The sequence below is a fragment of the Alkaliflexus imshenetskii DSM 15055 genome, assembly GCF_000517065.1.
Classification (GTDB): domain Bacteria; phylum Bacteroidota; class Bacteroidia; order Bacteroidales; family Marinilabiliaceae; genus Alkaliflexus; species Alkaliflexus imshenetskii.
Genome location: NZ_KI912105.1, coordinates 1,565,969 through 1,580,443 on the forward strand (window position 1 = coordinate 1,565,969; position 14,475 = coordinate 1,580,443).

Genomic DNA, 14,475 nt, shown 5'->3' on the forward strand with positions numbered 1-14,475 from the left:
AAACAGCACATGCCTACTTTTCTTTTCGATGAAGTCATATTTGGGCCGGTTCGCAGCCGACGATTAGGCGTTTCTCTGGGCGTTAACCTTTTACCCGTGAACCGCAAAATATGCTCTTTCGATTGCATATATTGCGAATGCGGTTTCAACCCCGATTCTAATGCACCTGCATCAACCTTACCATCGCGCGAGGAAGTATATGACTTGTTGGAGCAGAAACTCATTCAGATGCAAAAGGATGACACACCGCCGGATGTAATTACTTTTGCAGGAAATGGAGAACCTACACTTCACCCGCACTTTGCCGGCATTATCGATGACACATTGCTTTTGCGTCACAAACACTGCCCCGAAGCGCGCGTAGCTGTATTATCAAATGCATCCCGAATCCATTCACCGGCTGTGTTTGATGCTTTATTGAAAGTTGATGACAACATTCAAAAATTAGACTCTGCCAATCCTGATACCATTCGCATTCTTGATCAACCACAAGGCAGATTTGACCTTGACGAAACCATAGAAAACCTGAAAAAGTTTGATGGTAAGGTGGTAATTCAAACACTCTTTGTACGAGGTGTTTTTAATGGCCAAACCATTGACAACAGCACCGAAGAAGAAGTGTTGAACTGGCTTAAACTTATCGAATACATTGCGCCACGTGAGGTAATGGTTTATACAATAGCGCGCGACACGCCGGTAAACACCCTCGAGAAAATTGCCGCAAAAAGATTACACGAAATTGCCGCACTGGTTCGCCATTTAGGCATTCCCGCATCGGTGTCGGAATAACATTGATATTCAGGAAATTGAAACAGCAAAAAACCGTATTGATTTGCCCGTTAAACTGGGGGCTGGGACACGCAACACGCGACATTCCTATTGTTAAGAGGTTGCGCGATGCCGGTTGCAGGGTGATAATAGCCACCGAAGCACCTCTGTCAACTATTTTTCAGGAGTCATTTCCGGGTATTGAAACGGACTACTTTCCAGGGCCTAAAATACGCTACCACAAAAGTGGCAGTCTGCTCTGGAAACTGTTACTTCAAGTGCCGGGCATGTGTTATTGGCTGTTAAAAGAGCGGTTAGCAATCAAACAACTGGTCAGGAAATACAAACCTGACTGTATCCTATCCGACAACCGTTACGGTGTGAAGCACAAAAATGTGTACAGCATTATCATCACCCATCAATTGATGATAAAATTACCTGGGCTGATACGCTTCCTGGAAAAACCGTTGCATCTTTTCGTGAAATGGCTCATACAGGCTTTTGATGAATGCTGGGTGCCGGACAATCCCAGGCCAGATTCACTGGCCGGTGATTTGGCTCACAAATATCCCTTCCCCGAAAATGCAAAACTCATTGGACCCATCTCCCGTTTTATGGATAATGGGGACAGCGTTGTTCAAAACAGAACTGATCTTACGAAATATAAAAATCTGGTAGTACTTTCGGGCCCAGAGCCCCAAAGAAGCATTCTAAAAAAACTCCTGATTTCTCAGTTGTCGGTTATTGATGAGAAAAGCATCATCCTGTGCGGCAATCCTGACGAAAACCAAAAGACGAACGAAAAAATGTCAGACAATCTGACCTTTGTACCCCATCTCAATCCCGAAAAATTGCGCCTCCTAATGAGTGATTGCCCCACAGTGATATGTCGCTCGGGATATTCATCTATTATGGATTTATGGTTTCTGAAAAAAAGTGCCATTCTGATTCCCACTCCGGGACAAACAGAGCAGGAATATCTGGCTGAACACAATAAAAACCGGCATTTCTATATCAGACAGGAAGATATACCTGAAAAATTGATTGGCAGCATCGGCAAAAATCAAGTTTACAGTGACGCGTATTGCAATCAAAGCCTTTTGCAACGTGCAATTGACACACTTCTGCTTCGGGGTGACAAAAATCAGCTTCATCATTAATATTTGACGTTTCGTCAAAAGGATGAAACTATTCACCACGAAATCCATAAAAACAGACGAATCAGAAATTAAATCGACCCTTGCGTTTTTATTTAAAAAAACATGTTTTAAACATCTGTTATTTAAGGCGTAAACCCATCAAGATCCATCTGGACTATTCAAAACAAGAAATGCTCAGGTGAAACTATTTTAAAGCAAATACGTATTTAAAAAGAACACCTACTTAAAACAAAACAATAATGTTGTATTGGACCTTATCTCTGCTAATCATCCTAACCGGCACCGGCTTTTGGTTATTCAAGCGTCTATTTCCTGCCATAATCAAGCAAAGGGCTCAGGCTGATTTACACAATGTTATTTTCCCAAAAGGAGAAGAACAGAAACGAAAAGTTCTGGATATATTTCAAGAGTTTACCAACCATCGTTTCAACGATGAGCAGATTCTTGATTATTTTATCAAAATTAAAGGTTTACAAAACCTGAGCGTAGGCGTAAAAACATCTTTCTGGATTCGCAGATATCTGTTAAGCCCTACGGATATAAAGCTTAACTATTTTGAACAGGTTCGGTTTTATGAGATGTTTATCAACTATCCAAAATCGTTTGAACCTCTGAATCAGAAGGAAGATGTGCCTGCTAACGGCAGATTATACTTAAACAACCAGCCTGCGAAGGCGGCAAAGCAAGAGACCAAAATTACACTTCCGGCCTAACTCGGACGGAGTTATAGTGATAATGCCACACAGCGGATGTCTGTTTCCAATTGAGAAACAGCATCCGTTTTTTCTTGCATAAAATTGACCCAATCATGCGGCTTACTATCCTGCGAAGCCTCAAACCGCCCCATGGCTTTTCCGAGCATCATCAAATCATGCCATTTACCCAGTAACTGCTCCAATTCGCGATAGTAACTCTGCTCCTCCCAATCATAATCGTTGCCATAAAAGGTGCTGCCCATTTGCATCAATAAAAAATTGCGTTTAAAAAGCGCTCTTGCCTCATGCCACTCCTCTCCAGGCGCAAAATGATCTATTAATCCCCTTGCCATGGTTGCGTTTTGCTCTATATGGCCACGAAACAATTCAACATCTCCTTCATAGAAGTTTTCGATGCACGAAAGGAAACTGCTGCTAAAGGCTTGATTTGATTTGAGTGTCTGCAGCTTCACCATATCGGCATACTGCGCTTTCCGCTCCTCAAGTCGGGACAAAAGAGATTCCACAAATGATTTGGGAGGCATGTGTTTGAAAGAAGGCAGTAAGCCAATCAATACCTGAAGGTTTCTAACTTTGCCTGATGACTTATAAACGGGTTGAATGTCGGACATCAGTTCGTTGAGACAGCACTGTCCATCTTCATGCATTTGCGACATCAGGAACATTTTGAGTGCAATTATTCGTTTAACGGCAACTCTGAATTGATGGATAAACTCAGGCTCCCAACTTTTGGTTGAGAATTCATAATTGCTGAGAAAAAGCGTGTAGTGCTCCACCCCAAGAATATGTATTTCACCTTTTTGCATACATTCCCGGTTTACTTAAAATCTTGGAAAAGTTTGTTCAGGGGGTAATTTCAGCGGTCATAGGATGCCTTAAACCTTCGGCATGTGAAAAGATGGCTTTTACAGAGCCAACCAAGATTTTGGCTTCAACCAAAATCGGCACCCTGTTTTTGTCATCGGTAACCCACACAGTCATTCCTTCGCCGGCCTCGAAAATGGTGCCTTTTACAAGCATAGGCGCAAACTTCAGACAGTTGAAACTGCGTCCATCCCGTGTTTTGGCAACTTCACGCCCCAAATAACGAATGTATAAGTTATGAATTTCCCCGTCAACAACCAAGGCGATGGGAATTTTGTCGCCGGAGCGGTATTTGGAGAAATCAATATTTCGTGCCTGATAAATCATCGACAGCAAATCAAAGGCACATTCGGGCCATGGTATTACTTCACGTTCAAACGGTTTTCCTTCGCGGCTGATGCTCGTACGAATGGTTTGATTTTCACGGTTAAAGATGTAGTGATGGTTGGCAGAGTAGGAACCTTCATTGGTAATTTGCCGATACTCGAAAGGCTTTAGATTGTATCTATCAACAAAAACCTCAAACGTATCGCGTACACGGTAAATACGGTCGTAATTGCGGAATGTGCCGCCTATACTCTTAAAATGGTAAGCAGGTAAGCCTCTCCACTTGGTTTCATCCACCGTAAAGGTAACTTCCCCAGCGTTTAACCAAATAAACTTCCAGTTGTAAAAAGCATGGTAGTAAACCCTTTCGCCTCCTTTAAACACATTGTTCTCGGTGATGCATTGAGCGCATACACCAAGCGACAAAAACCATAGCAAGACTCCCATGGTCACTACCCTGTATATTCCGTTTCCTGCTTTCAATTTTGAATAAGTAAAAGTAAATAAACAGCCCAGCCTTAACATCAGCGTCGTTGACTGCCCTGGCGCTGTCGGTTGGTTTTTACAAAGTCATGAATATCAAACTCATGTGGATTCCATGGAATAATTCGACTCCAATTGGCGCGTATGTTAACCACCTCAGGAAAATAGATTAGACTTTCGGGTTGAATACCTTTGAGGAAGTCGCCCGTATCCCACTGTCCGTTTTGATTCTTATCAACAACAATACGAAGGAAGTAATCGCCGGGACGCAAATACTGAAACGCAATTTTTCCGTTTGCCGGGATGGGAGCCTGTCTCACAACCTTCTCCTGTCGATCCAGAATTTGCAATAGCCAGGATGGCTCAGGTTCTGCCACATCTATATAGAAGATACCATAACTCTCCTCAGTTTTAACTGAAAACTCCTGTCGGATGGCATTGGTTGATAATCCATAAATATCTGTAAATGCTGCTGAGTCAACCTCGAGCAAATAGCGGCTACCTGGGACGCGATCAAACTCAAACATATACCTTCTGTGCCTTACCGAATCTTGCGTGAGACGCACATCCATGGGTTGAAACAAGGTATCAACCATCTCAGACAGGCGAATGCCTGCATGATTTATGTTTTTAACAGGCGATGGAAAACGGATTGTTAAATCCTCCAAAATTTCCAACGTGCCTTTAAGACCTTCCGGACGCAACACCGGAATCTCTCTCTCTTTTTCATCATCTCCCCGACGACGGGAACGGGTTTCACCTCCGCCTACCTGAAAAAAGTACGCGTTTAGGGTATCCGTTTTCAAAGTGAGATTGGCTGCCGAATCGGGCACGTGATACCGAACACGCAAAAACAAGGAATCGCTCCTGATGAGCACCGAATCGGTAAGCCAGAGCGATATGCTGTCGTGACGTGCACTACGCTCATATACAAACCAGTTGCTCATGTCCCTGTCGACAAGGGTTACATCCAACGTCTCTTTTACGGGGCGGCTAAAAAAGAAATCTATACGATTTCGTGATTTACGTTCCACATCGCGAAGATATTGCCCCACATTGTCTTCCTGAAACAGAAACAGTTGGATGCTATCGGGTAAAAAAGCCTGTTCCTGCACTACCACTGCCGAATCAGGTGGAATTGAATCAATGCGTTCATGAAACCCCACGAATGGTGAAACCAGTTGTGAGTGCCAGGCTATGCGCTCTCCGGGTTGATCATAGCGGAAATTGCGGTTAACATCCTCCAAAGCATAGAGTCGGTATTCGCCGGGAGACAGGTTCTGAATTGAAAACCGTCCGTCGGGATTTGATTTGGTTACCCTTATGGGCACTAGGGTTTTAAAGGCAGAGTCAGCCTGATTTTTATGTACCATAACCAACGCGTTGCTAACAGGAGCCAAGGTTTGCGCATCAAACAAAAAGCCGGAAATTCGCAAACTGTCGATTATCTCCCCGGTAGAAAAGGAGAACCTGAAATCCTGTAGCACATTGCCCTCATTGTTGTCGCTGATGGCATCGGCAAAATCAAGTGTATATGTAGTGTTGGGTTGCAAATCCTCCTTAAACCGGATAACCAGGTTGCGCCCTCTGGCCGACACCTCGGGCAATTCGTTCACGGGAGGCGAAACCATCAATTTCTGGAAAATATCCCTCACCTGAATAATCTCATCAAACTCAATTCGGATTTCATCTCCGATAAAACTCAATGAGCCTTCAGGCGGAATCGAACGAAGCATTACCGGCGGAACCTCATCGCGCGGACCACCGCCAGGGTAGCCAGTGCTGGCGCAACCTCCTGTTGAGAACACAATTGATGCAAATACCACAATAAAAAAGAGTGGCGCCGCATACTTTTTTAATAGTAACAACAGGCTTTGTATACTTTTATAACTCATGGATGATCCTCCGGGAATAAACATGAAATAAATTTAACTGTTTAAACTTAGAAAAAGATAGAAAGTTCTGATTTGTTCGTTATCAACCACACCTTTACATCTTTGCCCATCATTATTTTATAAAAAACGGACCAAAATCAATATTGTGCCATTAAAATAAATCGATTAGCCGCATGCCTCCTGATTTTTATAAATAATGCCCAAAGTTATAAAAAAAGGGCATTCGGGACTTGATGACGATGGATAAACAATATTTATGCCCAATAGCGATATTAAACCCTTTGTGGCAGAAACTTTGCAGGATATTCAAAAAGTAATAATTTTGCTTTGTTACAAAAAACAGCTCTGAAATGGAAATACAACCAGAAAGCACCCTGACAAAAAACAAAAAACTTATTATCGCCCTTGCTGGTCTGGGCTTAATACTAATCATTGTTAGCGCACTCTATTTTTTTCAAAGTAAGGAGATGAACCTCATCGTGGAAAATCTCACTGAAGAAAAAAACATACTTACGGAAGAGTATCAGCGACTAATTGTGAATTTTGACTCCCTGCAAAGTGACAATGACACACTAAATTTAATGTTACAGGTAGAGCGCGAACGAATTCACAACCTTGTGGAAGAGTTAAAAACAATCCGTGCTACCAACACAGCCAAAATACGTGAATATGAGCGAGAACTGACCACGCTCAGGGGCGTATTGCGAACCTATATTTTTCAGATTGACTCCCTAAACGCCAGAAACATTGAACTCACAAAAGATAACATTGAACAACGGCGGCGAGTGGCAGAGATGCAAACTTCAGTGAGGCAACTGGAAACCGTAAGAGCAAATCTTGAACAAAAAGTTACGATTGCCAGCAGGCTCGAAATTTCAGGGATAAAAGCCGATGGCCTCAACGCGTCGGGCAGAACCACCGACCGAAGCAGCCGCACCAGTAAAATACGTATCTGCTTTACGCTTATGCGAAACGTGACCGCACCGGTGGGGATGAAAGATATCTATCTGCGAATTGAACGACCCGACGGACAGCTTCTGATGCACTCACGTGACGACCTGTTTACACATGAAGGTTCACGAATCAATTATTCTGCCATGCGTTCGATTGAGTATGGCGGCGAAAGCACCGAAGTGTGTATCTTTTATGATGCGGATATGGGTGAGCTGCTAAGCGGAGAGTACGTTGCTGATATTTTTGCAGATGGTTTTCATATTGGCAACCACAAATTTGCATTGAGGTAAGTCATTAATAAACGCACGTTATCATATAAAAAAGCCGCTAGAGAAAAACTATCGGCTTTTTTATTTCTCCATGTAGTATTCTTTTGCCAGAGTCACAGTCTTAAGGCTTGTTTAGCACGCGGTTTTATGCATCGTTCCTACGGAACTCAATCGATTTATTAGTTGTTCCTGTGACCGGATTAAAATCCGGCCTTATAAGACTAGCCGTTCCTCCGGAACTCTCGAGAAAAGGGCTGTGACAATAGAAAAGATAGCCTTTATAGAAGAGCCATAGGCTCGAATTATTTTGTAAGGATGGACTTTAGTCCATCTGGTAAAGGTGTAGCATGCTATGCGAGAGCCGTAGGCTCGGGCCATGTTTGGATAGGATGGAATATGTAGCGTTCCTAAGGAACTCAACGAATTTGCTAGCTGGACTTGTGACCGGATTAAAATCCGGCCTTACAATATAAAACGTTCCTACGGAACTAAATATATAAAGTAACCTTTATGCCAGAGACGTAGGCTCGGATATGTTTTGTAAGGATGGACTTTAGTCCATCTGGTAAAGGTGTTGCATGCTATGAGAGAGCCGTTGGCTCGGGGCTTTTTTGGAAAGGGCGTTTTTATGGTTCCAACTCGCCCAGCTTATATGGCGTTGACTGATACACGTAGTAGTTTAGCCAATTTGAATAGAGCAAATGGGCATGGCCACGCCAGGTAACCACAGGCTTTGCCTCGGGATTATCTCCGGGGTAATAATTCTCAGGAACGGCAATCTCCATTCCTTTATTGATGTCGCGCCAATACTCCTCTCCCAAAGTATTTTCATCATACTCCGGATGGCCGGTTACAAAAATTTGCCGACGATCTTCTGATATGGCCAAAAACACGCCTGCCTCTGGTGACTGGCTCAATAAAATAAGGCTTGGCGCGGCATTGACATCCTCAACACGCACCTCGGTATATCGCGAATGCGGCACTTGATACACATCATCAAAACCACGAAGTAAAGGCTCCTTGGGCAGAAGCACATCGTGGTTAAACACGCCAAACATTTTTTTTGTAAGTTCAAACTTTTGCACACCAAAATGGTAGTACATTCCGGCCTGTGCTCCCCAGCATATATGAAAAGTGGAGGTAACATGCTTTTTGCTCCACTCCATAATTTCACATAACTCGGGCCAATAGGTCACTTGCTCAAAGTCGATTAACTCAACAGGAGCACCGGTAATTATCATCCCATCAAAATACTGATCCCTGATTTCATCAAATGTCTTATAAAAAGCCACTAAATGCTCCTGCGGTGTGTTGCGATGTGCATGCGATGAAGTCATCATCAACTCTATCTCCACCTGCAAGGGTGAATTTGAAAGCACCCGAAGCAGATGTGACTCAGTGACAATCTTAAGGGGCATCAGATTCAAAATGAGTATCTTCAAAGGCCGGATATCCTGGGATTCGGCCCGGCTGGCCCCCATAACAAATACATTTTCAGCCTCGAGCAAAGCCTTTGCAGGAAGCGTATCAGGAATATTAACAGGCATAACAATTTTCTAAAACAACAAATATCCAATTTGGGCTACGCTGGCATCCTTGATACCGGCTAACCACATCATCCGCACCCGCAGCAAGTCTGTAAAGACCCTTAGCGTTTCATTACTCCATAGAACAGGATATTCAGAATGTTATCCAGTTGCTGGTGAAATTCTTCACGGTTGGAAACACCTCTGAACAGAGGGATTTCGAGACCTCTGAGAGCTGTGGCTATACCGATAGCTCCCATCCGCGTGTTTTTAACATGAAACACATCATTCAGAACACCCTCATCGAGAATGGTTTTAAGCATCTCATCTTCGAGAGATTCGCCTCTCATCTTAACTGTGTCGAGAAACTCGTATCCACCATAAAGATCCTCCTTTAGCACCTTTTGATAGTTCTCCAGACCAGCCACTGTTTCCATGCGCACAATGACATAATCTCTTAACTTGTTTGCAGGATCCCGGTCGGAACGAACCACATCTTTCAGCTTATCATACAAGAGTTCGGCCTCCATTTCAATAACGGCCTGAAAAATCTCTTCCTTGTTTTTAAAATAATAATAAAGGGAGCTTTTCCCTTTTCTCAAAGCCATGGCAATGTCCTCCATGGTAGTTTTTTTATAGCCAAAACGGGCAAACAGGTCACGTGATGCATCCAGTATAGCCGATCTGGTAGCATCCTGCGCCGGTGTCAACGAACTGTTTTCCAGACTCATGGTGATTTAGATTTTCAATGGTTATTGCAAAAATAAAAATAGTTTCTCAAACAAATGGGAATGAGCGCAATTATTAACGCATCCAGGCATCCTCATCCTGAGCAGGCACAAAGTCCAGCTGTCGTTTCTCTAGGTTTGCACGTGCTACTTTAATGCGTATCGGGTCTCCAAGTTGAAAGCGCCTTCTGGTTTTTCGGCCAATGATGCAGTAGTTTTCTTCATCAAACTGGTAAAAGTCGTCATCCAAATCGCGTATTGGAATCATCCCTTCGCATTTGTTTTCAACAATTTCAACGTAAAGCCCCCACTCACTCACGCCGGAAATAACGCCATCAAAATTCTGTCCCTGACGATCTTTCAGGAATTCGACCTGTTTGTATTTGATGGATGCTCTTTCGGCTTCGGCAGAGCGCTGCTCCATATCGGAACTGTGCTCACACATCTCTTCGTACTTATCGGCTGATACCGATCGTCCGCCGTCAAGATAACGTTGCAACAATCGGTGCACCATCATGTCGGGATATCGGCGAATGGGAGATGTAAAATGGGTATAGTGTTTAAATGAGAGGCCGTAATGACCGATGTTATGGGTAGAGTAGATTGCTTTGGCCATTGTACGTACGGCCAATGTCTCAATGATATTCTGTTCCTTTTTGCCTCTCACATTTTCGAGTAACCTGTTCAATGCCTGGCTAACGCTCTCTTTGCCCTGCGGCATTGCTTCGAGGCCAAATCTGCGCACAAAGCGGCTGAATGTTTCAAACTTATCGGGGTCGGGCAAGTCATGTATGCGATAGACAAACGTTTTGGCGCTCTTGGATTTGCCTCCATCCAACTCATTTTTTCCTATCAACTCTGCCACACGCTTGTTGGCCATAAGCATAAACTCTTCGATGAGTTTGTTGGCTTCCTTCGACTCCTTGAAAAACACTGAGATAGGCTTTCCTTTCTCATCGATTTCAAATTTCACCTCTACGCGCTCAAAACTGATGGCGCCTTTACGAAATCGGGCTTCCCTAATTTTTTTGGCCAAGCTGTTGAGGGTGAGAATTTCTTCAGAAAAATCACCCTTCCCGGTTTCAATAACTTCCTGTGCCTCCTCGTAAGAAAAGCGGCGATCGGAATTGATGATTGTGCGACCAACCCAGGCATCCTTCACCTCAGCATCATCGGTCATTTCAAACACTACTGAAAAGCAGAGTTTATCCTCATTGGGGCGAAGCGAACAAAGGAAATTACTCAAACGCTCAGGCAACATTGGCACCACGCGATCAACCAGATATACCGAGGTGGCTCTGTCGTAACCCTCTTTATCGATAACCGAATCAGGAACAACATAGTGCGTGACATCGGCAATGTGCACACCCACTTCCCAAAGGCCGTTGTCAAGTTTTCGCAACGACAAGGCATCGTCAAAATCTTTTGCATCGGCCGGGTCGATGGTGAAGGTGGTTATATTGCGAAAATCGCGTCGTTTCTTTATCTCTTCAGCAGGAATTTCGTCGGGAATTTTTTCAGCCGCCGCCACCACCTCAGGTGGATAAAAATAGGGCAGGTTAAATTCGGCAAGTATGGCATGCATTTCAGCCTCATTGTCACCCACATTGCCGAGCACATCAACAACTTCACCTACCGGATTTTTAGATTTTGCAGGCCACTCTACAATGCGAACAACGGCTTTTTGACCGTTAACGGCACCCTTTAGTTTGTCTTTGGGTATGAAAATATCCCTATTGATGACTTTATTCTCAGCCACAAGGAAAGCAAAATTGGGACTTACATCAAGTACCCCCACAAAGAGCTCTCTTTTACGTTTAATTATTTCAACAACTTCGCCCTCCATTTGATGCCGCTTTCGTCGGGCATACTGTAGTACTCTAACCCTGTCACCATGAAGGGCATTGTTTAGATTGGCCTGTGTTACAAATATATCCTGCCCGCCATCGTCCGGAACAATATAGGCAGCACCAGAAGCGGTCATATCAACCCGACCCTCAATTTGCGACCCACGTGCCTGTAATTTAAAACGGCCTGTAGATACTTCACCCAAATATCCGCTTTCCGACAACTCATAAAGTAAAACTTCCACTAGCTGGCGACCGCTTTTTTTGGTTACACCAATTATGGAAGCTATCTGTTTATAATTGTAACTCTTTTGGGGATTATTGAAAAAAACATCCTGAATCAATGCTTTCATTTCGGCACGTTTGGGCCGCTTACTCTCCTTATCTTTAATCATCTGTTCTGTTTTAAATCAAAAATAACCAGACGTTCAATTTATTCTGAGCACTTAGGTGTGATGACTTCAGTAAAAAAGAAAATCACAAAAATGGCTGTAACTTTACTTCAAAAACAGTCATTGGCCTTGGCGTTGAAATTAATTGCCAGTCTAAGACTCAAACAATTATCACATCCGGCTTGGTTATCATATCAAATATAAGGATTAAAAGTCTCAAATGCTGAATTTTTGAATAAAAAAATCCGCTACAAAACTATTAGCCACCAAATTCGCCCCCTTAAACAAATCCATCAAAAGGAATATTCAACCGGAAAGGATTATGCCGATTAACCGGACTGCATTTATCCAATTAAAAACGTAACCTTATTCATTTTCAAACGAAAAAGTATTCAGAAACAACAATCAAAATAAACGAGATGTATCTCCTGAAAACGGTTATTTTAGTGCTGTTGATGGCCTTGTTGCCAAATGGAAATGTTTCTTCGCAGGAAACACAACGCAATCTGTTTGATGCCGAAGGACAAAAGACCGGATATTGGGCCATTTTTTCGCCAGAGGACTTCAGCATAATGGAAGAAGGCAGCTATGTGGATGGTAACAAAGATGGATTGTGGAAAACCTACTTCCCAAATGGAAATGTGAGTCACGAAATCACGTGGCGAAATGGTGTGGCCAGAGGCCCGGTGCGTTCATATTATCCTGACGGCACGCTCAGGGAAGAGGGTAATTGGCAAGAGTTCTGTTGGGTAGGCACCTATCGGTACTATCACCCAACTGGGCAATCGGCATACGAATTTCATTTTAACCGCAACGGACGACGCGAAGGCGAACAGCGCTACTTCTATCCCGATGGCGTACTAAAATACAGAGGCAAATGGGACAATGGAGCGATTCTTGGCCAGGTTGAAGTGTACAATGCCACCGGCGATCTGGTTCAACTGAGAAACTACAACGACAGCGGTGAGTTTGAAAGCCTCACCACCAACAACGACGCACTCAAACAGTTTATTGCCGAAACAACACGTCCACAATCCAGTCCCTTTCTTGGTACTGGACACCACACAATTTATAGAATGAATGGGCAGATATATCAAAAAGGCTATTACCAAAACGGCCAATTTATCACAGGCGAAGAGTTTATCTACGACGATCAGGAAAATCTCAGACAGATACGTGTTTATGAGAATGGGCGAATGGTAAGAATTAAATCGGGTGAGGAGTTAAACCGGGCCATCCGTTAATGCCAAACAATGTTACTCCACATATATACACCTAATTGAAAACCCGTAATTTGGGTTAAAGCTTCCCCGGTAAAAATAGTCGTAGTTGGGCAGCAGATAGCGAGCCCATGCTTCCATGCCATTTTTTGTATCTGAGGCAGTCCACCAATAGGCATACTGCCCTTCGCTGTTAAAATGTCCGCTGTGTCCGCGTCGGCCAGCCGGGAGAGCCGTAAAACCAAAACTATTGAATCCGCTTTGCCCACCAGTCCAACCCGATGAAGCTTTCAGGCTGGCACCACCTTGAGAGCCACGCCAACCGAGAGCGGTGTGAATTTGTATTTCGGAATCGATTAAAACTTCAAAATCGTACCAGTCGGCATCGGTCGGCACACGCCAGCCATCGGGACAAATATTTCCTGAAGCAATCACCTGCCAATTATAGAGCGCACCGTACCAATCTTTAAGCTGGTCATTGTTATCGTACCAACAATAGGCAGGCGAACTGTTTTCGCGCCAGTCACTCTCCTTTACAATCAACTCTATGGGAGAGCCATTGTTAAAGCGTGTGGTTTTAAGATTCTCTCCCATCCAGAGCTGCTTACCAATGCTCACCACTGGATAGTTGTTTCCATCGGCATCCCGACATGGCGCAAACCGAAAATCAACGGCGCCATCGATGTGCGGCACAACTACTGTCACAGACTGAAGGGTTCCGGCAGATGCTTTCAACAACAAACGTTCACCCATCCGATAGGGCATCGAGATTGACTTACCCAACGGCATATCATAAGTTGCAAGCGGCACTGCACCGGCACCTTGCAGGTATTCGGCAGAAACTTTGGCATTTCGGGTGTTGTTTCCTGACATCACCCAATGTGAATGCTCCCGGTTTGGGGTTGTAACGATGATGCGGTGCGCACCTGTTTGCATGCCAGATACCTTAAGCGTATGTTCGCCCGCTTTCATGTGAAAATTGGATTTACAAAGCAAGCTGGCATTGGCATTTAACACTTCAACCTGAACAGCGCCATTCTGCGAAAGATTTAACACAATTTCGCAGGTGCCGGCCTGCATATTTGGCCGTATGGTAAGAGGGCGTTCAGGGTTTAGAGCATCAGCCAGACTATCTGCAACAACCTTCAGATTTAAAATATCAAGGCCACTTAAAGTAAGCGTGGTGCCGTTGTGAAGATTTACAACTTCAACCCGATCGATGGGTACCGAGGCACCCGCGCCACGAAATACCAGACTAATGTCTCTGGCAGAAAGTGCAGGCAGGTTAAACAAAAAAAGCAAACAGATCCATCGTATCATAATCCG

At 43.9% G+C, this 14,475-nt stretch carries 12 protein-coding genes; 5 read left to right on the forward strand and 7 right to left on the reverse strand.

Translation table 11 applies throughout. The features are described from left to right. Positions 1 to 9: 9 nt before the first annotated feature. The 3 genes from ALKIM_RS0106370 (at position 10) to ALKIM_RS17800 (ending at position 2,641) form a co-directional block, all read left to right on the forward strand. Positions 10 to 789: a radical SAM protein gene (locus ALKIM_RS0106370; protein WP_026473916.1), complete on the forward strand. Its 780-nt coding sequence runs from the start codon at positions 10 to 12 to the stop codon at positions 787 to 789. A 17-nt stretch (positions 790 to 806) separates the two neighbouring features. After that, a complete protein-coding gene (locus tag ALKIM_RS17795) occupies positions 807 to 1,928 on the forward strand; it encodes a glycosyltransferase (RefSeq protein ID WP_052345442.1) in 1,122 nt (373 codons plus the stop codon). Positions 1,929 to 2,167: 239 nt separating this feature from the next. After that, positions 2,168 to 2,641 (forward strand): hypothetical protein, encoded by a 474-nt coding sequence (locus tag ALKIM_RS17800; RefSeq protein ID WP_052345444.1) that lies wholly within the window; start codon positions 2,168 to 2,170, stop codon positions 2,639 to 2,641. Between the two features lie 11 nt (positions 2,642 to 2,652). Here the strand turns inward: ALKIM_RS17800 and ALKIM_RS0106385 are convergent, their stop codons facing one another. The 3 genes from ALKIM_RS0106385 to ALKIM_RS0106395 are packed head-to-tail and all read right to left on the reverse strand — an operon-like array spanning position 2,653 to position 6,213. Next, positions 2,653 to 3,450, reverse strand: a complete 798-nt coding sequence (locus tag ALKIM_RS0106385; RefSeq protein ID WP_026473917.1) for a CHAD domain-containing protein — start codon at positions 3,448 to 3,450, stop codon at positions 2,653 to 2,655. Between the two features lie 37 nt (positions 3,451 to 3,487). Then, on the reverse strand, positions 3,488 to 4,318 hold the full coding sequence (locus ALKIM_RS17805; RefSeq protein WP_235714390.1) for a DUF3108 domain-containing protein: 831 nt from the start codon (positions 4,316 to 4,318) through the stop codon (positions 3,488 to 3,490). 41 nt (positions 4,319 to 4,359) lie between these two features. After that, positions 4,360 to 6,213, reverse strand: coding sequence for an Ig-like domain-containing protein (locus ALKIM_RS0106395; protein ID WP_044118189.1), 1,854 nt, complete (start codon positions 6,211 to 6,213; stop codon positions 4,360 to 4,362). 350 nt (positions 6,214 to 6,563) lie between these two features. Here ALKIM_RS0106395 and ALKIM_RS0106400 point away from each other — a divergent pair, with 350 nt between their 5' ends. Next, the gene (locus tag ALKIM_RS0106400) at positions 6,564 to 7,457 is read left to right on the forward strand and encodes an MCP four helix bundle domain-containing protein (RefSeq protein ID WP_026473919.1); all 894 of its coding nucleotides are present in this window, start codon (positions 6,564 to 6,566) and stop codon (positions 7,455 to 7,457) included. 605 nt (positions 7,458 to 8,062) lie between these two features. On the opposite strand, the gene metA is transcribed toward ALKIM_RS0106400, so the two are convergent. The 3 genes from metA to rnr form a co-directional block, all read right to left on the reverse strand. Then, entirely contained in the window at positions 8,063 to 8,983 is a 921-nt protein-coding gene (metA, locus tag ALKIM_RS0106405; protein WP_026473920.1) for a homoserine O-acetyltransferase MetA, read from the reverse strand. 101 nt (positions 8,984 to 9,084) lie between these two features. Further along, on the reverse strand, positions 9,085 to 9,693 hold the full coding sequence (locus ALKIM_RS0106410) for a TetR/AcrR family transcriptional regulator (RefSeq protein ID WP_026473921.1): 609 nt from the start codon (positions 9,691 to 9,693) through the stop codon (positions 9,085 to 9,087). 73 nt (positions 9,694 to 9,766) lie between these two features. Further along, positions 9,767 to 11,932 (reverse strand): ribonuclease R, encoded by a 2,166-nt coding sequence (gene rnr / locus ALKIM_RS0106415; RefSeq protein ID WP_026473922.1) that lies wholly within the window; start codon positions 11,930 to 11,932, stop codon positions 9,767 to 9,769. Between the two features lie 416 nt (positions 11,933 to 12,348). Here rnr and ALKIM_RS0106420 point away from each other — a divergent pair, with 416 nt between their 5' ends. After that, positions 12,349 to 13,173 carry a toxin-antitoxin system YwqK family antitoxin gene (locus ALKIM_RS0106420; protein WP_084555816.1) on the forward strand — a complete coding sequence of 275 codons (825 nt, stop codon included), beginning with the start codon at positions 12,349 to 12,351 and terminating at the stop codon, positions 13,171 to 13,173. A 12-nt stretch (positions 13,174 to 13,185) separates the two neighbouring features. Here the strand turns inward: ALKIM_RS0106420 and ALKIM_RS0106425 are convergent, their stop codons facing one another. Then, entirely contained in the window at positions 13,186 to 14,469 is a 1,284-nt protein-coding gene (locus tag ALKIM_RS0106425; RefSeq protein WP_026473924.1) for a fibrobacter succinogenes major paralogous domain-containing protein, read from the reverse strand. Positions 14,470 to 14,475: the final 6 nt, after the last annotated feature.